This is a genomic window from Halostella limicola, assembly GCF_003675875.1.
In the GTDB taxonomy this organism is placed as follows: Archaea; Halobacteriota; Halobacteria; order Halobacteriales; family Natronoarchaeaceae; genus Halostella; species Halostella limicola.
The window spans coordinates 732,520-752,380 of sequence record NZ_RCDI01000001.1 but is presented as its reverse complement, the minus strand read 5'-3'; the positions used below and the strand labels follow the sequence as shown (position 1 = coordinate 752,380).

Genomic DNA, 19,861 nt, shown 5'->3' with positions numbered 1-19,861 from the left:
CGACGCCCTCAGAGCAGTCCGAGCGCCGCGACGAGGTGCGTCATCGCCGCGATCAGCGGCACCAGGATCGCGGTCCGCATGGCGAACAGCAGGACGAGGTCCCGAAACCGGATCGGGACGTCGCTGAACATGTCCATCATCATCGGCCCCACCGCGGAGAAGAAGATGAGCTGGGAGATGGAGAGGACGGCGACGAAAAAGCGCGCCGCGGGCTCCGCCTCGACGACCAGCAGCGCGGGGATGAACATCTCGGTGATGCCGATGATCATGGCGGGCGCGACGAGCTCCGGGTTCGGGAGGCCGAGCGCCGCGACGACCGGCACTAGTGGTCGCGCGAGATAATCGAACGTCGGGGTGTACTCGGCGACGAGCACCGCGGCGAGGCCGACCGTCAAGATGGTGCCGAGGATGAGCACCGCGAGCTTCAGCCCGTCGACGAACCCCCGGACGCAGGCGTCCGCGATCGACCCGGCCTCGTCGGCCTTCCGCACGGCCTCGCTCAGGGCGAACCGACCGTAGTCGCCGGGCGAGCCGGTGAACGGTGTCTCGGGATTGGGCTCGGCGACGTACGCCTCGGGCACCCGCGAGAGCGGCGGTACCCGGACGAGGATCGCCGCACAGACCGCGATGCAGACGAGGTACGCGAGGAAGATGACCGGGAACAGCCGGAGCAGGCCGACTGTCGCGGCGACGACGCCGACGAACCCGATGCTGACCGTCGCGAAGCACGTGCAGATGACGTAGACGTCCCGCATGCTGTACTCGCCGCGATCGAAGACGTTCCGCGTGACGTAGAGGCCGACGCTGTAGGAGCCGACCCACGAGGCGACGCTGTCGAGCGCGGCGCGGCCGGGCACGTGAAACAGCGGACGCATGACCGGGCGGGCCATCGTCCCGACGAACTCCAGGCCGCCGAGTTCGACGAAGAGGTTGATGAATATCGCGCCGACGGGGACGATCACAGCGACGCTGAGGATGAGCGTTCCCCACACCAGGCCGCCGACCGCGGGCGCGTGGAGCCACGCGGGGCCGACCTCGAAGAACATGACCGGCGCCAGCACCGCGCCGGCGACGCGCAGCGCCCAGAAGGCGGTCGTCGTCTCCCAGTAGGGGAGGTCGAAGCGGTCCGCGACGGCGTCACTCGCGTCGAGGACGCCCCGGTCGACCAGTTCGCTCATCGTCGTCAGTAGCCCGCCGGTGACGATGAGCGCGAGCGCGAACAGGCCCGCGGCCGTCGGGAACGTCTCCGTGATCGCCGAGACGACGATGTCGAACGGGACCGTCACCGACCCGTCCCAGGGCACCGGAACGAGGAAGAACACGAAGCCGATCAGGAAGGCGACGACGAACTTCGCGATCGGTTTCGGTCGGAGGTCGACGAGGTCGACCTCGTCTATCGTCCGCGCCGCTTCGGGGGCCGACGGCCGGTACGTGCGCTGTTCCTCGCGGTCCCAGATGCCTTCGTCGAACATGTCCTTTCGTGTGCGCCTCGTTCCCACAGGTTGTGGCGCGCCATACGGCAGGGGTTTTATGACGGCACCCCGTTCGGGAGCGCTGTCCGGACTGTCGAACCGCCGGTCCGACGCCGACCGTCACTCCCAGCAGCGGAGGCTCGCGGGCGCGTCGTGTACGGATTGGAACGTCATCGCGGGGTCGAGCGCAAGGTATCGCAGCTGCCAGCCTCCCGGAGTTCGACCAGCGTCGACAGAAAGTCGTCGCCGAGAAAAGGACAGCCAATTCTTCGAGGTCGAGCCTTCGGCGATCACCTATCGCGGATCACAATCCGATACGCTTCCGAATTTGCGGTCCGATGAGGCGCGTGACCGAGATCGGAAGCCGTCGCCAGACGTCCTGGGCGAACTCGTACTTGTCGTCTTCGGGGTCAGGAAGCTCGGCTACATCGCCCGGGAAGTAGTGGAGGTCGTCGTACCACTCCTTCGACCCGCCGAAGCTCTTCTTGAACATGTAGACGCCCGACCCCTCTCGAGTGCGACCGAACTCGTACGTGTCGTAGCCGTTCTCGGCGGCCCACTCCAGCGACTTCCACAGGAGCAAGCTTCCGCCGTTCAGATCGCGGTGTTCGTAGTCCGTGATGACGCCCCACTGGTACACCGTCGACCCGAGAGCGAGGTCTATCATGCCGTTGATCAGCGACCCGTCGCGCGTTATCATGCTGAGTCGGAGGTTCCCCTCGTCGTACAACCGATCCCACAGGATCCGGAAGAAGTCGAACGAGTGAGGCGGACTTCCGTGCCCCCGCATCGATTCCAGATAGAGCCGATAATACTCCTCGAGGTCCGCGATGGAGTCGCCGGTCCGAAACTGCAGCGACGAGTCGCCGTCGGCTTGCTCTATCTGGCGCAGCCGGCTGTCTTTCACGTCTTTCCAGACCGCGTCCGGCCCTCGGTCCGTCGAGACCTGAAAGGTGACGTAACTGTTCTCCTTCGAGAAGCCGTCCGTCCCCGCGACGTCCGACCCACGCAGGGTCGCGTGGTCGACGCCGAGAGTATCCGCCACGTCTCTCGTTCGCTCTAGCAAGAGGCGTCTCGCCGCCTCTCGATCGCCGTCGCCGAGCGTGATCGACCCCCGCTCCGCGAACGCGGGCGACAGAAGCTGCGATCCGAACAGCCTGCTGTCCACGTGGTACAGCGGGAGCGCTCCAGCGATGCTGCCCGAGTCCCGGTCGCGAACGACGAGGTTCCAGCGGTCGTGACCGTACGACGCTACCGCGTCGCTCCATCCCCAGAGAGCGTACGCGGGACCGTCGTTTCGCTCGAGGAAGGAGTCCCACTCGTCGCGGTCCGTGCACTCCTCGACGACGTACCGGGGTTCGGAGCGAGCTGTCTCAACCATACTACGTAAAGTTCGTTCTCCGCGTTGGGCCGAAACAGCGGTATTTCGTGCCGCGCAGGCCTGTCTCAGCTAGAGGCCACGAATCACTTTGTTAGATACCGAGTATCGGTCTCCGTTCGTCAGATACCGCTGATTACTGTCTCTTGCATCATTCCTTTTCTCTGAAAGCCCTCCAGAAGTGATGCGCGTTCGCCGAACTGAGGATCGGATACCGCCCGCGGCGAGTATCGGCGATAGATAGCAACGAGGGAGGCGGAAAACGGGGCCCTACGAGCCGAGCGGCGGTCGCCGCGGATTCGACCGTCTCGAAGCCGGTGTCAGGCCGACACAGTGCCGGTTTTCGAGCGTTCCTCTCCGCGAGAGTCGACGACGGAAACGACTACGTCGTAGGTCCCTCCGGCACCTTTCTTGATACTGAAGTCGTTCGATCCGCTCGCACTGGCCCCGCTGACGGAGATGGTCTCCGAGTCCACCCGTCGGGACCCGTCGTAGACGGAGACGACGACCGCGTCGAGGTTTCCGTCCTCGTCCGAGACGGACCAGAACGCCGTCACCTCCGCGTGAGGATTCGGGGGACTCGACTCGCTGACCGAGACGCCGTCGACGGAGGGAGCCGCATTGGTCGTCTCGTTCCCGCCGCTACTACCGTACCCGCCGAGGCCGTAACCCTCGGTTCCGAATCCGGACTCGGCGGCCGCGGCCGTCCCACTGGCCGCGCCAGCCACCGCCGCGGGAACCGCCGCGCCTCCCGCAAGTTTCAGATACGTCCGTCGGTTGAGAGCGGAGTCTTTGCATCGCTGTTCGTTTCCGTTACAATTCATGTCTTTTTCTGGTGATGTCACTATTCTTTGGTAAGAAGCTATTAACGTGTTAAGTGTTCTAATTACATACGTATTATATACTATTCTATACTTACCATATGCATATGTATTTTCGTCTCACGAGGAAGAAGGAACCTCGTCTAGCATGATTCAGGGGCATTTCGACGGCGTTCCCCATGAAGAAGAAATAAGTATATCCTATCTTATAGGTCGTGTCCGCTTTCTGTGGCGGGAGATCGGATCGTCGGGCCGCTTTCGAGTCGGAGCCACGTCGACGTACCAAATGCTGTACCGGAATTCGAACTGATTAACCAGTCACCGTTCGGGAAAAATACCCCGCGTAGCATCGGAATCCGTCCAGCGGCGCTGGAATATTCGTTCTAAGAGAACAATAACAAATGCCGTTACCGCCGAACACCGATCCGGCGGTAGGGCGTTTTCGAGCTGTCGCCGGGACACTCAGAGGAGACAATGGACGTCGTACGAGACATCATTCGCGGCTTCAAAGCCGAGATCGGGGGGCGGATACTCTATTTCGCCGCCACTGGAGCGGTTCTGATATTCCTCGCGCGCTTTCTCTCTCCTCGGACGTACGGCGTCGTCTTCCTCGGGTTCTCCTTGTTATCGGTCGGACAACTGTTCGGAGACCTGGCGATACCGGCGTCCGCGGCCAAGTACATCGCGGAATACGACCAACTCGACCGGGAGCGCGTCGGCTACATCGTCGCCCTCTCGTTTACGGCCGTCGTCGGTACGTCGATACTGGTCGGAGCCGTCCTGGTCGCGTTTCACGAGCAGATCGCGGGGCTCTTCGACGAACCGGCGCTCGGCGCCGTCCTTCTCACGGGAAGCGCGATGATCCTCTGTAGGACGCTGTACAAGTACTTCCGGAAAATCCTTCAGGGGTTCAAACGTCTCGGATCCAGCGCTTCTGTTTACGGTATCGAAGGTGTCGCCCGGCTCGCGTTCGTCGTGGCGTTCGTTCTCCTCGGGTTCGGCGCCGTCGGCGCGATCGGCGGATACACGCTGGGATACGTGAGTGCCGCGGCCGTCGGAGCGGTCGCGTTCTATCGTCACATCTACCCGGACGTGACGATACGACTGGGCGGAGACCCCGAAATTCGCGCCCGCGTCCTGAAGTACGCGATACCGTTGTTAGGTACGCGCAGTGCGAAGGTGGCGGACAATCGCGTCGACACTGCGCTCGTGGGGTTTTTCCTCACCCCGACGGCGGTCGGCTTTTACACCCTGAGCAAGCAGGCTGTGCACCTCCTGCAGGCACCGGCGTCGGCGCTCGGCTTCTCGGCCGGTCCCTGGTTCGGCGACCAGAAGGCGGCGGGCAACGTCGACCGGATCGGCGAGATATACACTTCGTCGCTCGCGTATATGTTGCTGCTGTACATCCCGATCACGGCCGGTCTGGCTCTCCTCGCTCGACATGCACTCCAGATCGTCTTCGGTGAAGCCTACGTCCCTGCGACCGCGCTCCTCCAGATATTCTCCGCGTTGGCGATCTTACAGGCCGTCGAAGAGGTTTCCGAAAACGCTCTCGACTACCTCGGTCGGGCGCGGGAGCGTTCGATCGGGAAAGGCGCCACGGCGTTCGTCAATCTCGGAGTCATCGTCGTTCTCGTTCCGATCGTCGGGGTCGTCGGCGCCGCGGTCGCGAAGGTCGCGACGCACGCCGTCTACGTTCTCACGCTGTTGTACCTCATGTACGAGGAGGTGAACTTCAGCGTTCGCGAAGTCGGGCGGAAAGTCGGCCTGATCCTGGCCGTGACGGGGGTGATGAGCGCCGTCGTTCGCTTCGCGAGTAGATTCATTTCCGGCGTGTTGACGCTAGCTGCCGTCATCGCTCTCGGAGGGGCGGTCTGGGTCGCCCTGTCCGTGTCCCTGGGACTGCTGGACGGGGAGACGATCACGTCACTCCGGTAGTGCCTGTGGTCGACGAATCGGAGCGTACCGGAAGCCGACTGGCGCCATCAGTCGCCCCCTCCGGACCGCTTTCCGACGTCCGGTTCGCTGACCGCACGGTCGAACTGTGGTAAGCCGACGCGGTGCCCGAGTCGTACACTCGGTTCGTCAAGGCGAGGTCCGACCAGACGCGGGCATCACCCTCGACGTACCCCAGTTCCGCGAGATAACCGGCGTCGTACCGGTAACTGTCCGTTATCCACACCTGCAGCGGCCGCCGCTGCAGCTCCGCATCGCGGACGAGAACGAGATCGCGATCGGAACCGAAGTACAGTCTGTCCCTGTCTTCGTTCACGCCCAGTATTTGAGCCTTGGCCGCGTATCTCGAAGCGTTGTAGTACCGCGTCCCGACGTAGTCTGACGACACGTTCCCGGCGCTGACGTCCGCTACCGTTCGCATGCTCTGCTCCTCGGCTTCCGAGACGTAGTTCGTGTAGAACTGCCGTTCGACTACGGGGTTGTCCGACGCGACGAAGTCGTTGGAAACGGTGGTGAACGAGAACAGGACGAACACGACGAGCGCCACGACTTTCGCGGTTTCGCCCGTGATACGGGGGGAGTTCGCACGGCGAAACAACGAGACGATCCCGTACGCGGCCGTCATCGCGATAAACGGGAAAGAGTACTGCGCGAACCGGAGCACGTTGAACGACTCGGCGAGTTTTCCGACGAGGAGGTGCGGCCCCGGGAACGAGACGCCCACCAGGACCAGCGTCGAACAGAGGGTCGCCTTCGTGAGCCCGGAGACGCGGTCGCTCGACAGCCCGGTCAGGGTTCCGACGAAGACGAACACCAGAAGCGTGCTGTAGTGGAGGTAGTTGGCGAGCTCCCGGAAGGGGTTCTCGACGACCCCCGAGTTGATCTGACCGGGCGAACTCTCCTGGAACGCGATCGAAACCACGTGCTCGAGGAGGTAGTCGGCGAAGAAGAGCCAGTAGGCTGCCTGCACCAGCACGATCAGCGCGAGGAGGAGGTGCGACGTTCCGATCGTCCGAGTCGCGACACCGTCGCCGGCAAACGGAGCGACGACTCGCCTGAAGAAGTACTCGACGGCGAGAATAAAGAACACGAAAGGCAACGAGACGGTGTGATACGCCGCGATGGCGAGAGAGAACAGGGCGAAGAGAGCGACCGACCGACCGTCGTCCCGAACCCAGTTGAGGAGCACGAGGACGAAGAGAAACGCAGCGACGCTTCTCGGGATAGCGTACATGCCGTTGTGGATCACCGTCGCGTCCAGACACGTGAGGAGCCCCGCCAGCAGCGCGACCCGGTGGGATTCGAAGAGCCGCGTCGCCACCAGAAACACGCCGATAGGAACGAACACGTACAGTACGCCGCTTATCACGAACAGCGTCGTTCTCGGCGCCCATTGCCCGCCGAACAGGAGATGTTCCATCGCGCCCAACACGTGCCACAGTGGGAACGCCTGATAGAACCCCGAAAAGCCGGACGTGAACGTGCCATTCTCGAGGATCAGGCGAACGTACTGGACGTGGCCGAAGATGTCCGTTCGGCCGATGAAATAGTTGTACTTCAGCGTCACGCCCCAGACCAGGTTGAGGTGCAAGAGCGATATCTGTACCAGAAGAGGCCACGAACGGTCCCGCTGTGGCGAGAAACGGAGGATCTGCGCGAGCAGAACGAACGCGATCCCAGCGACGACGGCGTAGTAACTGTACGGACGGACGTCGTTGGAGACCAACAACGCGATCGAGACGGTCTGGAGGAGGAAGTATCCCGTCAGCAGTAGCCTCTTGGTGTACTGGTTCCCCGCCGAGGTGTCTGTCTCGACGTCGGAAGCGTACAGGTAGAGAAGGGGCGCGAGAATACTCGGAAAAGCGACGTAGCTTGCGAGGATCGCGAGGCTCGTGAATCCGAGGGCGTACGGACCGGCAACGCCTGCAAGTCCTATCAGCGGGAGCAGAACGGCGAGAGCCCTTGCTACCGTCCGGAAGTCGGCATTCCGTTCACGTAGGTCTGGAAGGCGGATGAGTTCCATCTTCGTCTCTGCGTCGCAGCGGGTCGGTACGGCTTCGCCTGCGACGGGTCTGGAGCGTACCACGAGAGACTGGCGTATAAATCGGCTGGACCGTTTTTTCGGCGTTGCAGCGTTTCAGGCGGAGGAGTTTCCTAGTCCGCGACTACCACCGGAGACGATACCCGGGCCTGCCGACGCTGTCGCAAAAAAGGAGGGATCTACAGAAGCGGATCCTGAGCCAGCGTGAAGTCGGAGAAGTAAGCGGCGTTGTCCTTCGGGGAGGTCCAGCTCCCACCGTACGTGTAGGTGAACCAGTACATCTCGATCTTGATGTCGTTGTAACCCTCGTTCCGGAAACTGAGGTCGCGCTTGTCGAACACCTGCTGACCGTCGACCCAGGCCTCGAGGACGCCGTCGTTCTGTCCGGGCGTGTTCATCTTTATGTGCTGGTCGATCTGGTACCATCGACCGCGCTCGAAGGTCGTGTCCCAGGCCCACCGATCGCCGTAGCTGCCGCTCATATCGGCGTGGTAGACGTAGTACTCGGGAAGGATCGGAACGGAGGTCGAGCTATCGGAGGTGTTGGCGGGCCGGAACGCGCCGCGAGCGCTCCACCCGTTAGTCCCGTCGGAGGGGTTGCCTGCTTGGGCGTCGTCGCCGTACGCGCCCGCGGGACCGGGGAGTTTGCCGCCCCCTTCTATCGCTGCGAAGTCGCTGGGGAAGTAGAGGTAGTAGCGGGCGTAGAGTTCCTCCGGTTCCGGATAGCCCGCGTCGCCGAACGCGTAGCGGAGAATCGACCCCCAGTGGTTCCCCTCGTCGGTAGCGATTTCCAGAGCGGTCCGGTCCAGAGCGGTTCCCTGGTGCGTCTGGGAGGTGATCGATCGGTTTCCGTCGTTCCAGCCGTCCACGTTCGTGAACGTGTCGGTGTAGGCGGTGGTGTCGAACGAGATGCTGTCGTACGTTCGGATAGTGCTGTCACCGCCGCTGTCGGAGGACGTGGACGCGAACTGGAGGGCTTTCGGGCCGTCGGCCGTCTGTACCTTGACGTCGTCCGCGTCGGCGCGGTACCAGACCTGCCCGACGACGGGGTCGGAGGGATCAGACGTCTTTCTCGGCAGTCGGAACGGAACTTCGGTCCACTCGGTGCCGTTGCCGACGTAAACCGCGCCGGTGTCAGTGGCGAAGAACTTAGCGCCATTCTTCGGGGCGTAGTTGTTTAGCTGGCTCTCGACGTCGCGCACTTCGACGTCCCTGTCGAGGCGCTCGAAGTTCTCGTTTACGGGGACGTTCCAGTCTGTCGAACCTTTTTCAGGGGTGTTGTAGGAGTGGTTCTCGGTCATAGCTTGCTTCTTTCGTGACGACGGAGAAACGGTCGCTTACTCCCCCGTCGACAACCACTCTCAACGCACCACCAGTGATTTAAGAATATTTTGGTTTTGCGCCAAAGTATTACAGTAGTATTATCTATTCTGGACTGAAGTTTGTAGTGTCTGGTAACTACTTGGTAGTAATGTGGGGAAATATAAACCCTCGTGGATCAGATAGCTATCCGTTTCCGAACGAGGGATGCGAGTAATGGTCAGTTACCGTCGGTCACGTTCACCCAGAGGTGCGTCGACCGATACGCGTTCTCCGCGGTCGCGTGAGACGGGGGATCGCCGCGGTAAAGCAGGAACTGCAGACGAAGTCGTTCGCCGCTCATCGTGGGCGTCACCGGGATACGGTCGACGCTCCGTTCATCCGTCCTGACCGTGACAGTGAACGTGTTCAGTCGCGTCTGGTTCGTTACGCTGACGGAGTCGGCCCGAATATCCACTCGCTGTAGCAGTACCACGATCGTGTACTCCGCGTCTTCGCGCTCGTTGTTGGCGATCGCGACAGCCAGCGGTTCGCTCTCGCCCCGTCGGAACTCCGTCGGGTAGTTATCCGCCGCGAGTTCGCCCGATTCGTTCTCGGCGAGGAGGTAGAACTCCGTGTACGACTCTCGGTCGTTCGCCGTCGTCGTCGCGTAGACGCCAGTGCCAACGGCCAGAAGGATAGAGAGCACGAGGACGGCGTTCACCGCCGCGCTCGTGCGACTGCTCGGGCCTCGGAGGCCGTCGCCTATCGCGGCGTACAACGCGGCGAACGGGACTCTGAAACGGACCTCGGGGGGAAGGGAGGTTCGCCGATGAGCCGCGATCGTCGTTCCGACGAGGATGACTGCCGCGACGGAAACAGTAACAGGGAGCAACCGGAGGCCGACGCCGGCAAGTATTAGCCCCGTCCCGAGAAGCGGCACGACCACCGCGCTCAGGGCGACCGAAACGGTCACGCGTTCGATCCCGGTCAGACGTCCGGCGGCCGCCCGTTTCGAGAAGGTCTGTTCACCGGGACGGTCCGTCCGGGACCGTTCCGGAAACAGGGCGGCGGTCAGCACGTAGCCGGGAAGGAAAAGCGAAAACGGAAGGGCGAATGCGGGCGCGAGGAGAGTCGAACGGGTCCGGGGTATCAGGACGACCGCACAGGTGACGGCGGCGAAGAAAACAGCGATCCCGAGATCCGCGGGGGGATCTCGGACCGCGTTCGAGCCCGATGGCGATCTATCGCCCATGATCCGGACGATATACTACCCGAGCCGTCAAAAACGAACGGGGGAGGAACGCCTCGTCCGGAAAAGGGCTGACCCCTGATCGTTGAAAATCCGGGGATATAACGTTGGTATTCTTACGTTCCAATACCTTCTACACCGTCGCGGTCGTACTCGAAGACGTGCCGACACTCCGTCGACTGCAGGTCGTACGCTACCAGTTAGCCTGGATGGTCAGCGTCATCGCGCTTCTAGTTCTGTTTGACGCGATGTCGGTCCCGCTGTTTCTCACTGCGGCGTTCGTCGGCTTGATCGTCCTCGTGGAGATGGCATCCCCCCGATACGCACGGCCCCGGTGGACGGCTGGACTGCGGCGGTTCGTCCAATTCGGCTTCGTCGTGTTCGGGCTCTACGTCGCGTTCCGACTGGCGTTGATGGTCCCAGCAGGCGCCGTCTAACGCTCAGAAATCCGTTTTTCCTCGTTCCAGGTGCAGGTGACGACGTACTCCTCCTCGTCGACGGTCGCCACGTCGCCCGTCACTGGGACGCCGAGCCCCGTCGCCAATCCGACCGCAAGGAAGGAAGAGACGGGATGATCGAACCGATCCGCCGGACCGTACGCGCAGTCCGTCATCGAGACCCTCAGGCGACCATCCTCCACTTCCGCCGACGCGTCGTCGACGAGTTCGAACTGATTGACGAGCCCGTCGGTCAACTGTTCAGCCAGAGGGGCGGGGCGCTCGGCGAGACCACCGCTCACAGAGCGCCTGTATTCGCGATAGAGTTGTCCACCCGACGGCCGTACGGAAATTCCTTCGGCCCGCCCGTCGTCAGAGTCGACGAAGAGCGCGGCCAACTCTCCGTCGTCGGGAATCACGTAGTCGGACCGAGACGGAACGAACAGGCGGACGGAAGCGTTCTCCCGGTCGTTCGCCGCGGTCGGGACGTACACTCTCTCGTCGCGAAGTTCGAGTTCCGCGACGAGTTCCTCACCGGTCGCCGCGAAGGCCGCATAGAGTGACTCACCTGCCGTCGGATGGACGAACCGGGTCGGCGTGAGATATCGGAGCAGGACCGCACCAAAGAGGCCCACCCCCGCCAGCGCGAACAGGACCGTCCGAGCGTCAGGTAGCGTCAGTGCCCCCAGTAGCGCGGCAGTTCCTAACCCGGCGAGTACGACTATCGCGCGACGGTGGGACGGACCCTCGCCGTGCCCGTCGCCGGATCGCTGATAGCCTTCGACGGGTCGGTCGCTTCGCGCCGTTTCGCCGGATACCTCGGGCGCGTCGCCGCGGTCGTTGTGGCTCTCGGTGTTCCGTTCGACGTCGCTCACCGTAACCCCCCACGAGCCGACGTCGCGCTCTGGCGCTGCCGTGGTTTCTTCATAGTTGAACGATCATGGTCAGGAAGTTCAAGCTAGTGTGCCCGGTATCGAAGGCCGCTGTCCGTATCGCAACTCGTCGAACCCGGATCGGTCGCTCCGCAGCACGCGGCGGCTGGCGAGCGGCGGTTCGCGAGACGGGGCCACCGGCGATCGGTCGCCGCGTCTGAAACGAGGACCCGCTGTATCAGCGCGTGATCCGTCACCGAACGCCGGGAGGCCGCAGTCATCCACCGAGGCCGTCGCTACCGACGGCGTACTGAAACAGATCGTAGTAGAGGATGTTGTCCTGCGGCGACTCCTTGGAGCCCCCCCAGTACGACCCGGGTCCGAGCCGGTCGAACCCGAGCTCTGCGGTGGTCCGCCACCGGAGGTCGCTACGGGCGTTCTGGAGAGTTCCGTTCAACCACGTTCGAACGACCCCGTCGTAGTTAGCGGCCCCATCGGTCACGGAGTTCAGTTTGACGTACGTGTCTATCTGGTTCCACGTACCGATAGCGGCCCGGTCCGGCCACCGCCAGAGGCTCCCGAACCGGTCGGGCTGGTCGAGGTGGTAGACGTAGGTGCCGACCGACACTCTACCGTCGGTAACGGGCCCGCGAGTGTAGATCCGGACGCTCCACCCGTCGTCGCCCGACGGACGGGTCCCCCCCTGTCCGGCCGCGCCGGCGCTCAGATTACAGCCGGCCCAGTAGACCTTACACGTGTCGTTAACCGTAGGTTGTGCCCAGTCCTCGTCCAACTTCACGTAGATGCGGCTGTACACCTCATCTGGCTGCTCCGCGTCGAGCCCGAGCGACGAACGGTCCAGGAAATACGTGAAGTTGTTCTCGCCTCTGTGGCTGCCTTCCCCGATCACGTGCGTATCTACTTTCCCGGTGCCTGGCTCCCCGGTCGTCCCGGCGCAGGTTCGCTCTCCCACCGTCTCATTGGACTCGTTGCCCGACGGCTTACCGGAGCCGGCGTTCGATGAACCTAAGAGTGACGCGGTCCCGATCCCGCCGGCGGCAGCGGCGGTGTACCCCAAGAGTTCGCGACGCGAGACGTTCTCTACCAATACTCTCCCTCCGATAAAGCAGGCGCTCTACGGATTAAAGCCTTGTTCCAACAGCGCTGTGAGACTACACGCCCCCAGCGAAACCCCCGAGCCGAGCGGACGGTCACGACGGACTCCCTGCGGTACGCTCCCGGCGACGGATGCGGTCTGCAACCTCGCCGAGTTTCCGGAATCGGTAGCCGCGCTCTCGTAGCAGGCCCACGAACTGCTCGAAGAGCTGCCTCGACCCGTCGAGATTGTGTCCGAAGAGAAACCGCCGGATCCCTTCGAGCTGATCGTGAGCCGAAGTGTGGAAGTAATCGTGGAGGTGGGAGTTGAAGACGAGCGGGTCGGGGAGGTTGGAGCGTCTCAGCAACCCCAGATACGGTCTGTGAAGCAGCCGTAAATAGCTCTGTTCGAACGGTATCCGAAGCATGGGGTGGACAGAGATGGGCAGTTCTAAGAGCTCAGGTGACGCGGCGGGGAAGTACGGGTCGGTCGGTTCGCCGAGGTTGTTGTACACGCCGGGCCTGTAAGACGGACAGACACTGCTGTCGAACTCGAAGCCCGCTTCGGAGAGGGCGGCGAGATCGCCGTCGTCGATGATGAACCGCGGTGCACGGTAGCCGCGCGGTTTCTGACCGAGGACGGACTCGAAGGCGCGGACGCCGTCGCGGATCTCCCTTTCGATGTCCACCTCGCCGTGCATGTTGTGACGGTGAGAGTGGAGGTGAAACTCCGCGTCGAGCCCGGCATCGAGACGGCGCACGACGTCCGGGCGATCCTCGAGGATCTCGCCGACGACGAAGATCGTCACCGGGAGATCGAGGGATCGAACCATCTCGATGTACTCGTCGACGTACTCGAACACGAGGTACTGTAGGTCGTCGGACTCGAAGTTCCAGTTGTTCTCCAGGTCGAGAGTTATGCAAGCAGTTCGCCCATCCGCTCGCATATCGAACGTTCGAGGAGTCATGAAGGCACTTTCTGCCGCGGTCGTTCGGTCATCGTTCGCACCTGTTCGAGGATGACGTCGGTCGTATCGCGCTTGTCGGCGATCAGGCGCCGCCAGCGTTCCCCCCAATCGGCCTCGTAGCTTCCGTCGAGTATCGCTTTGGCCTTCGCTATCCCGCGTTTCTGTCTGTCCTCGCCGGAGAAGTTGAATATCAGGCCGTAGTCCCGGGCGATCTCGTTCGTGTACCCGACTTCGAGCGTCGAAACGTACACCGCCGGGGTTCCCAGCATGGCGCTTTCGGTGGCCATCGTCGCGCTCTCACCGACGTACAGGTCCGCGTAGTACATCAGATCGTGGATTCGGTGAGGATCGATGGAGAGACGGTACGATTCCAGGTCGGCGGGGAGTGGCGTTTCGGACGTGACGACGACGGTGACGCCCTCGGCTTCCAGGTCCTCGATCACCGCCTTCAGTCCGTCGAAGCCGCCGGCGTTGATGTCGTGCGCCGCGTTCCACCCGACAGTGCGGAGGATGACGAACGGCTCGTCCTCGCCGATGCCGGCCTCGTCGAGTACCGACGGGTCCGGTTTGAACCTGTCCGGATGGAGGTACGCGAGTTCCTGGTACCCGTCGTACCGGACCTGCTTGCGACCGATGTCCTTCCAGAAGCACGTCGAGGTACAGATCCGCGTGGCGAACGGGAAGACGAGACTGTTCTGAAGCGTGGCGTGTTCGGCGTCCATGAACACCAGACTGTCGATACCGAGGAGACGGGAGACCGGTGCGGTTGCCGCTCCGACCTCGGCCACCATGAGGTCGGGTCGTATCCGACGTGCTTCCCTGAACAGGTTGTATCCGAACTTGGACCAGCTCGCGAACAGTTCGGCCTTTGAGGCGTGGTCGCCCGCGAGTACCTTGTGGGGAATCCCGTATTTCTCCAGAAGCGTCGACGTCATCTCCTTTTCGTGAACGAACACGTGAACGCGATATCCTCGGTCGGAGAGCTCCCCGATCGCGTTCCGAAAGAGATGCACGTCGTGTGGATGCGTTATCGTAAAGAAGATCGTAGGGGGGTCTCCGTCCGTCATCGTTCCCACCCCGTTCCGTCCGACTCAAGCCCCGGCCGCGTCTTCGTCGCGTCGACCGCGATCGGGATCGCTGCCCTGTCGAGAACGGCCGCGACGACGAACGCGGCGAGGGAGATAACCAGACCGCCCGCCGTGGTGCGCCGGGAAATGCGTTTGCGGTCACCGGTCGCCGCCGACAGCAGTCCCCCGAGAACGGTGACAGAACCGACCGTCGCGCCGACAGCGTAGCAGACGGGAACGAGAGAGGGATTTCGCTCGCTGTACTTCCTCGACAAACGCCGGACGAAAGAGACCAGTAGCAACAACGAGACGCGACGGATGTATTGAAGGTAGTCTATGCTGCTCTCTTCGTCGCCGTACGTTACGGGCATCGGGACGTCCGCGACCCGTACGTTCGCCGCGTTAAGCTGCGCCATAAGCTGGTTCATGTAGCCGTAGTACTCCCAGATCCCATCGACGTCTACTTGCTTCAGTGCGTCGCGGGAGACCGCTGTGAACCCGTTCTGCGGGTCTGATAGCTGCCAGTACCCGCTCGCAACGCGAGTCAAGCCGGTCAGCAGGACGTTACCGAACAGGCGGAACGCGGGCATCTCTCTGACGAGGTCGCGCCCGGCGAAGCGGTTACCTTTCGCGTACTCGGCCTGTCCGGTAACGACGGGGTCGAGAATCCTCGGCAGCCGGCCGCTGTCCATCTGCCCGTCGCCGTCTATGGTAGCGATCACGTCGACGCCGTCCTCGAGGGCCGCGAGGTATCCCGTCTTCACGGCTCCACCCGCCCCTCGGTTCTCGCTGTGACGGAGCCGCGTCACGTTTCCGATCGTCTCGGAGTCCGAGATCCGGTCGGCGACCGAGCGCACTCGTCTCTCCGTGGCTGCGCTCGCGGCCGGGACCGCGGTTCCTCCGACTTCTCGCGCTTCCATCGCTTCCCCCATCGCCGCCCACGTTTCGTCCGTTGACGCGTCGTCTACCAGATAGACGGCGTCGACGAACTCCGGAAGGTCGCGGACGACGCCGCCGACGAATGCCTCCTCGTTGTACGCCGGTACGACGACCCCGATAGTGCTGTTACGGTACATCTCAGAGCCTCCGGTACGTGAACCCGTCCGCCGTCGCCGTCTCCGGGTCGAACGCGTTACCGACGTCGACGAAGACGGGGTCGTCGTTCATCCGGTCGGCGACGGATTCCAAGTCGAGCTCACGGAACTCGTCGTGCGGGGCGAGGAGGACGACGGCGTCCACGCCGTCGAAGTCCAACCTCCACATGACGTCGAAGTCGTACGACTCCGGAACGCTGGTGGCGTCGTGGAACGGGTCGAATCCGCTGACCTCGAGGTCGAGTTGTTCGAACTCGCGCGCCAGTTCGGGAACGCCCGAGTTTCTCACGTCTCGGGCGTTCGGCTTGTACCCGAATCCGAGCAGCAGAACTCGGGACCCCGCTACGCTCTCGGGGAGCGACCCCTCCGTTCGGATATCGCCGACGCTCTCGACCGGCCCGCCCACGATCCGTCCCGGCGCTTTCGCGGTGCACAGCGCGTCGACGGTTCTCGAACGGACGTGTTTCACCATCTGCTGATTGGTCGCGCGGGCGGTCCGGAGAGCCTGCGGGTCGAAACCGGACTCCTCGAACGCGTACCGCAGGTAGTGCGGGTCGACGGGGATACAGTGACCGCCGACGATACCCGGTCTGTAGTCCTGGAAGTTCCACTTCGTCCGCGCGGCCGTGAGAACCGCGTGGGGATCGAGGTCGAAATCGAGGTGGCGACACCCCATCGTGAACTCGTTGACGAGGCCGATGTTGACGTCGCGCTGTGCGTTTTCGAGGCACTTCGACGCCTCCGCCGTCTCGATGCTCTCGGCGCGATGGACCCCGGCGTCGACGATGCTGTCGTACAGTTCCGCTAGATCGTCGAGCGTACCGTCGTCCTCGGCGCTGACGACCTTGGTTACTTCCGAGAAGCTCTTTCCTCCTCCCGGAACGATCCGTTCCGGCGAGTATCCCACGCTGAACGACGCGCCTCCTTGCGCCGCCGTTCCCCGTTCGACCGCCGGTCGGAGCACCTCTCGAGTCGCACCCGGGTACAGCGTCGACTCGAACACCACGACCGTCCCGTCCGAAATGTGTCGACCGACAGTCTCGCACGCCGCTTCGAGACCGCTCAGATCCGGCGTATCCGACTCGTCGAGCGGCGTCGGGAGGGAAAGGTGGACGTAGTCGCACTCCTCGAGGGACTCCGGTGAGTTCGTGAACGAAATGTCGCTTTCGGCGATTGCGGAATCGTCGAACTCCCCCATCGAGTCGTTGCCCCGTCCCAAGGCGTCGACTTTCTCTTCGTCGATGTCGTATCCGGCCGTCTCGTACCCCGCTCGATCGAGGTGAATCGCCAGCGTCAACCCAACGTATCCTAGGCCGACCACGCAGCTATGAACGTTCAAACTATCTGGCATGGTTAGTTATTTTCAACTTGTAATATTTGGAATTAAAAACTAGTACGCGATTTAGGTTAACGGAATGGCAATTATTGTATCCATTCATTTCCTCAGCTGTGGCAGAACGGAGGTCTCAGACAGGGATATACAGCACGTCTGTTCCAGATCGAAACAGTACTTCACGAATAGTTACCCTGTCTACATTTCGATTAATAGCAATTTCTTTGATGCGAACTTGCCGGTAGTAGCGGAGTAGTACCGGGAGTACATCTATCCGCCAGAGCGCCAAATTACCGGTCGTCTTGCAGCAGAACCTGAGGAGGGCACCGGGGCCGCGGACCGTGCCTCGATTCAGTTACAGACGCGTCCCGGGAGATGGCGAATGATCCGAGGCCGGTGGACCATTCACGCCTCATTATTGAAGATCCTCACGGCGATAATTTGCACAGTGGATCCCCGCAAAGTACGCGACCCTCAAAATACGGGCCTTAATCGGTGTCGGTCCGAGTAATACGGTTACGCACGGGGAAACGGCCCTATAACTATCCCCCCTCTGGTTCGGGGACCTGTCGTTCCGTTTCAGGCGGAGATCGCTTCAGGAACACAGTCGGTCTACGGGCTCGCCCGCGCGGCAGCGCCGCGAGAACGCGTTTCTTTGTTCGCGGTACGACCGGAACGAGTCCCCAGCGCTATGCCGTCAGAGCCGTTGTCACTCTCTATGTGGCCGCCCGGTCATCTCGCCGTCGGATACCTCGCCTATGCCCTCTCTCGGCAGTACCGGGAGGGACGGTCCCCCGAGCCAGCGGCAACAGTCGCTCTGGCTGTTGGGACCCAATTACCCGATCTCGTGGACAAGCCGCTATCGTGGACGCTCGCCGTCCTCCCGACCGGACGGACGCTGGCCCATTCGGTAGTGACCGCGGCCGCCGTAACGGTAATCGTCGGCCGATATGCCCGCGCCGTCGACAGGGCCGAACTCGGAAACGCATTCGCCATCGGTTACGGATCCCATCTACTGGCCGACCTCTACGCCGCCGTCGCCGCCGGCGACGCCGAGACGAACTTGTTTCTGTTCTGGCCGATCGTCTCTCAGGAGGAGTACGCGACCCGGCCGAGTTTCCACGCGTACGCGGAACTCGTCGGTTGGACCGGCGTCGTCGCCCTCGCTTACGTGGCCGCGTTCGCTGTTGCGGTCGCCGCACTGTCGTACCGTACGGAGGCGTCCGTCCGGTCGGTCACCGCCTTCGTCGTCGCGGCCGTTGCGACGACCGCTGGGATCGTTCTCTGGAGCGGGGTGGGGTCGCCCTGGGCCGTTCTCGAGCCGGTCCTCGTCATGATCGCAGCCGCTTCGTGGGTTCGGGACGGCGCGCCCGGCCTCCCCCGCATCCGTCGCAAGGATCACGGCCGCGAATAAGGAGATGCGGGGCCCGACCGAAGGAACTGATCCCACCCGTACGGGATCACAGTCTGCTCTGTCCGCTCCGCCGGATTTCGCTCCGTCGCTCCGAGCTTTGCTGCCCCGTGCGGCGGTCTAGTCGGACTCCTGAAGTAGGTTCCGAGCCACCAGACTCGCGCCGCTGAAAAAGGGGCCGGGATCGTCGAGGCGCGTGTAGTCGAAATACGGGTCCTCGTAGAGCGAGGAGAGTATCGCCAGGCCGGTCGCGGCGACCGGGGGACGTTCCACGTGCGGCGAGCCGTCCCCGAACAGGCTGAGAAAGTGCTGCAGCTCGCCGTACAGCGAGTGCGTCCCCGCATCGAGTTCGTACGCCGGATCGATCGCTGCCGCTCGTCCCGCCGCAGCGAGCCAGTAGTAGAGCGGAAAGTCGGCGCCCGCGTGGACCGCGGCCGAGAGCGACTGCCACGTTCGAGGGTTGATCTCCGTGAGCACGAACTCGCCCGTGTTCGCGTCTCGCATGTACTCGATGCAAGCGAGGCCGTGCCAGTCGAGGTGGTCGAGAAGTCGCTCGGCCGTCGTCTGGAGATCTCGGTCGAACACGGATTTCCGATAGACGCCTCCGCCTCCGACGTACGAGTCACCCCTGACCTGTCGGTGCTGGAAGGTCGCTAGCGGTTCGCCGCGGTCGTACAGCGCGGCGAACACGAACTCGTCGTCGGTCGGGACGAACTCCTGAACGATCGGAACGTGACGCATCTCCTCGCAGATTCCCTCCACGTCCGGTCTCTCTCCCGGGTCGAGGTGCGTGACCGCTTTGACCGTCTCCACCTGTCCCCGGGGGACGCCCTCGGCGTTCTCCTCGGTGAGGAGGTTGTATCGCGACTTGATTATCGAACGACGGGACCAGTCGTCTACCTCGGTGAGCAGTCGCGTCTCTGGGACTGGGACCCCCGCCTCCTCTGCAGCCTCCGCCAGTCGCAACCGATCGTTGGCGGTTCGGAGCGTCTGAAACGGGGGGACGACGAGCGAGACGCGTCCTTCGAAAGCGTCCAGATACTTCGAGAGCACGTGCACACAGTCTTCTCGGGTCGGAACGATCGTCTTCACCTCACGCCGGGCGGCGATTTCGAGGAGAGCGTCCTTGAACGCGTGCAGATCCTCCCTCGGAGACGGGATGAGTTGCGTTTCGTCGCAGTACCGCGACGCGCAGACCGGCGACTTGGCGTCCGTGCAGGCGAAGATCGTCGTTATCCCCCGCTCTTTGAGCGATCGAACGCACGGGTAGTCTCTGCCGGGACCGCCGCCGACCAGGACTGCCGCTCCGTCTTCTCCAACGCCTTCCTTCCGTTCGTTTACCATTATAATCCTAGATTCACGCAG

Annotated in this window: 16 protein-coding genes; 3 read left to right on the top strand and 13 right to left on the bottom strand. The window is 62.8% G+C overall.

Translation table 11 applies throughout. The annotated features are described in order from the left end of the window. Positions 1 to 8: 8 nt before the first annotated feature. The 3 genes from D8670_RS04740 to D8670_RS04730 form a co-directional block, all read right to left on the bottom strand. The gene (locus tag D8670_RS04740; protein ID WP_121816929.1) at positions 9 to 1,472 is read right to left on the bottom strand and encodes a YjiH family protein; all 1,464 of its coding nucleotides are present in this window, start codon (positions 1,470 to 1,472) and stop codon (positions 9 to 11) included. Positions 1,473 to 1,776: 304 nt separating this feature from the next. Continuing rightward, positions 1,777 to 2,853 carry a GNAT family N-acetyltransferase gene (locus D8670_RS04735; RefSeq protein ID WP_121816928.1) on the bottom strand — a complete coding sequence of 359 codons (1,077 nt, stop codon included), beginning with the start codon at positions 2,851 to 2,853 and terminating at the stop codon, positions 1,777 to 1,779. A gap of 317 nt (positions 2,854 to 3,170) precedes the next feature. Next, positions 3,171 to 3,578 carry a hypothetical protein gene (locus D8670_RS04730; protein WP_121816927.1) on the bottom strand — a complete coding sequence of 136 codons (408 nt, stop codon included), beginning with the start codon at positions 3,576 to 3,578 and terminating at the stop codon, positions 3,171 to 3,173. Between the two features lie 567 nt (positions 3,579 to 4,145). Here D8670_RS04730 and D8670_RS04725 point away from each other — a divergent pair. Next, a complete protein-coding gene (locus D8670_RS04725; RefSeq protein WP_121816926.1) occupies positions 4,146 to 5,609 on the top strand; it encodes a lipopolysaccharide biosynthesis protein in 1,464 nt (487 codons plus the stop codon). On the opposite strand, the gene D8670_RS04720 is transcribed toward D8670_RS04725, so the two are convergent. The 3 genes from D8670_RS04720 to D8670_RS04710 all read right to left on the bottom strand — a co-directional run bounded on the left by D8670_RS04720 (position 5,593) and on the right by D8670_RS04710 (position 10,222). Further along, positions 5,593 to 7,650, bottom strand: coding sequence for a hypothetical protein (locus D8670_RS04720; RefSeq protein ID WP_121816925.1), 2,058 nt, complete (start codon positions 7,648 to 7,650; stop codon positions 5,593 to 5,595). The two genes, D8670_RS04725 and D8670_RS04720, sit on opposite strands and share 17 nt — an antisense overlap. 197 nt (positions 7,651 to 7,847) lie before the next feature. Further along, entirely contained in the window at positions 7,848 to 8,969 is a 1,122-nt protein-coding gene (locus D8670_RS04715; RefSeq protein WP_121816924.1) for a polysaccharide lyase, read from the bottom strand. 239 nt (positions 8,970 to 9,208) lie between these two features. Beyond that, positions 9,209 to 10,222 carry a DUF1616 domain-containing protein gene (locus D8670_RS04710; RefSeq protein ID WP_121816923.1) on the bottom strand — a complete coding sequence of 338 codons (1,014 nt, stop codon included), beginning with the start codon at positions 10,220 to 10,222 and terminating at the stop codon, positions 9,209 to 9,211. Between the two features lie 206 nt (positions 10,223 to 10,428). On the opposite strand from D8670_RS04710, the gene D8670_RS04705 reads away from it, so the two are divergent. Beyond that, positions 10,429 to 10,656: a DUF8044 family membrane protein gene (locus tag D8670_RS04705; RefSeq protein WP_162994190.1), complete on the top strand. Its 228-nt coding sequence runs from the start codon at positions 10,429 to 10,431 to the stop codon at positions 10,654 to 10,656. On the opposite strand, the gene D8670_RS04700 is transcribed toward D8670_RS04705, so the two are convergent. The 6 genes from D8670_RS04700 to D8670_RS04675 all read right to left on the bottom strand — a co-directional run bounded on the left by D8670_RS04700 (position 10,653) and on the right by D8670_RS04675 (position 17,103). After that, a complete protein-coding gene (locus tag D8670_RS04700; RefSeq protein ID WP_121816921.1) occupies positions 10,653 to 11,531 on the bottom strand; it encodes a DUF7982 domain-containing protein in 879 nt (292 codons plus the stop codon). The two genes, D8670_RS04705 and D8670_RS04700, sit on opposite strands and share 4 nt — an antisense overlap. A 274-nt stretch (positions 11,532 to 11,805) precedes the next feature. Next, positions 11,806 to 12,636: a polysaccharide lyase family protein gene (locus tag D8670_RS04695; RefSeq protein WP_121816920.1), complete on the bottom strand. Its 831-nt coding sequence runs from the start codon at positions 12,634 to 12,636 to the stop codon at positions 11,806 to 11,808. A 103-nt stretch (positions 12,637 to 12,739) separates the two neighbouring features. Beyond that, the gene (locus D8670_RS04690) at positions 12,740 to 13,591 is read right to left on the bottom strand and encodes a polysaccharide deacetylase family protein (RefSeq protein WP_233752197.1); all 852 of its coding nucleotides are present in this window, start codon (positions 13,589 to 13,591) and stop codon (positions 12,740 to 12,742) included. Further along, positions 13,588 to 14,658, bottom strand: coding sequence for a DUF354 domain-containing protein (locus tag D8670_RS04685; RefSeq protein ID WP_121816918.1), 1,071 nt, complete (start codon positions 14,656 to 14,658; stop codon positions 13,588 to 13,590). The genes D8670_RS04690 and D8670_RS04685 overlap by 4 nt, the downstream gene beginning before the upstream one ends. Beyond that, entirely contained in the window at positions 14,655 to 15,734 is a 1,080-nt protein-coding gene (locus D8670_RS04680; RefSeq protein ID WP_121816917.1) for a glycosyltransferase family 2 protein, read from the bottom strand. Before D8670_RS04680 ends, D8670_RS04685 begins: the two co-directional genes overlap by 4 nt. A 1-nt stretch (position 15,735) precedes the next feature. Continuing rightward, positions 15,736 to 17,103, bottom strand: a complete 1,368-nt coding sequence (locus D8670_RS04675) for a nucleotide sugar dehydrogenase (protein WP_121816916.1) — start codon at positions 17,101 to 17,103, stop codon at positions 15,736 to 15,738. A gap of 700 nt (positions 17,104 to 17,803) precedes the next feature. On the opposite strand from D8670_RS04675, the gene D8670_RS04670 reads away from it, so the two are divergent. Next, a complete protein-coding gene (locus tag D8670_RS04670; RefSeq protein WP_121816915.1) occupies positions 17,804 to 18,499 on the top strand; it encodes a metal-dependent hydrolase in 696 nt (231 codons plus the stop codon). Positions 18,500 to 18,616: 117 nt separating this feature from the next. Here the strand turns inward: D8670_RS04670 and D8670_RS04665 are convergent, their stop codons facing one another. Further along, positions 18,617 to 19,840, bottom strand: coding sequence for a carboxylate--amine ligase (locus D8670_RS04665; RefSeq protein WP_205254036.1), 1,224 nt, complete (start codon positions 19,838 to 19,840; stop codon positions 18,617 to 18,619). Between the last annotated feature and the right edge of the window lie 21 nt (positions 19,841 to 19,861).

Coding starts and splice junctions, on each gene's coding strand:
- D8670_RS04740 (WP_121816929.1), bottom strand. CDS start 1,472: ATGTTCGACGAAGGCATCTGGGACCGCGAGGAACAGCGCACGTACCGG.
- D8670_RS04735 (WP_121816928.1), bottom strand. CDS start 2,853: ATGGTTGAGACAGCTCGCTCCGAACCCCGGTACGTCGTCGAGGAGTGC.
- D8670_RS04725 (WP_121816926.1), top strand. CDS start 4,146: ATGGACGTCGTACGAGACATCATTCGCGGCTTCAAAGCCGAGATCGGG.
- D8670_RS04720 (WP_121816925.1), bottom strand. CDS start 7,650: ATGGAACTCATCCGCCTTCCAGACCTACGTGAACGGAATGCCGACTTC.
- D8670_RS04715 (WP_121816924.1), bottom strand. CDS start 8,969: ATGACCGAGAACCACTCCTACAACACCCCTGAAAAAGGTTCGACAGAC.
- D8670_RS04710 (WP_121816923.1), bottom strand. CDS start 10,222: ATGGGCGATAGATCGCCATCGGGCTCGAACGCGGTCCGAGATCCCCCC.
- D8670_RS04705 (WP_162994190.1), top strand. CDS start 10,429: ATGGTCAGCGTCATCGCGCTTCTAGTTCTGTTTGACGCGATGTCGGTC.
- D8670_RS04690 (WP_233752197.1), bottom strand. CDS start 13,591: ATGACTCCTCGAACGTTCGATATGCGAGCGGATGGGCGAACTGCTTGC.
- D8670_RS04685 (WP_121816918.1), bottom strand. CDS start 14,658: ATGACGGACGGAGACCCCCCTACGATCTTCTTTACGATAACGCATCCA.
- D8670_RS04680 (WP_121816917.1), bottom strand. CDS start 15,734: ATGTACCGTAACAGCACTATCGGGGTCGTCGTACCGGCGTACAACGAG.
- D8670_RS04675 (WP_121816916.1), bottom strand. CDS start 17,103: ATGCCAGATAGTTTGAACGTTCATAGCTGCGTGGTCGGCCTAGGATAC.
- D8670_RS04670 (WP_121816915.1), top strand. CDS start 17,804: ATGTGGCCGCCCGGTCATCTCGCCGTCGGATACCTCGCCTATGCCCTC.
- D8670_RS04665 (WP_205254036.1), bottom strand. CDS start 19,840: ATGGTAAACGAACGGAAGGAAGGCGTTGGAGAAGACGGAGCGGCAGTC.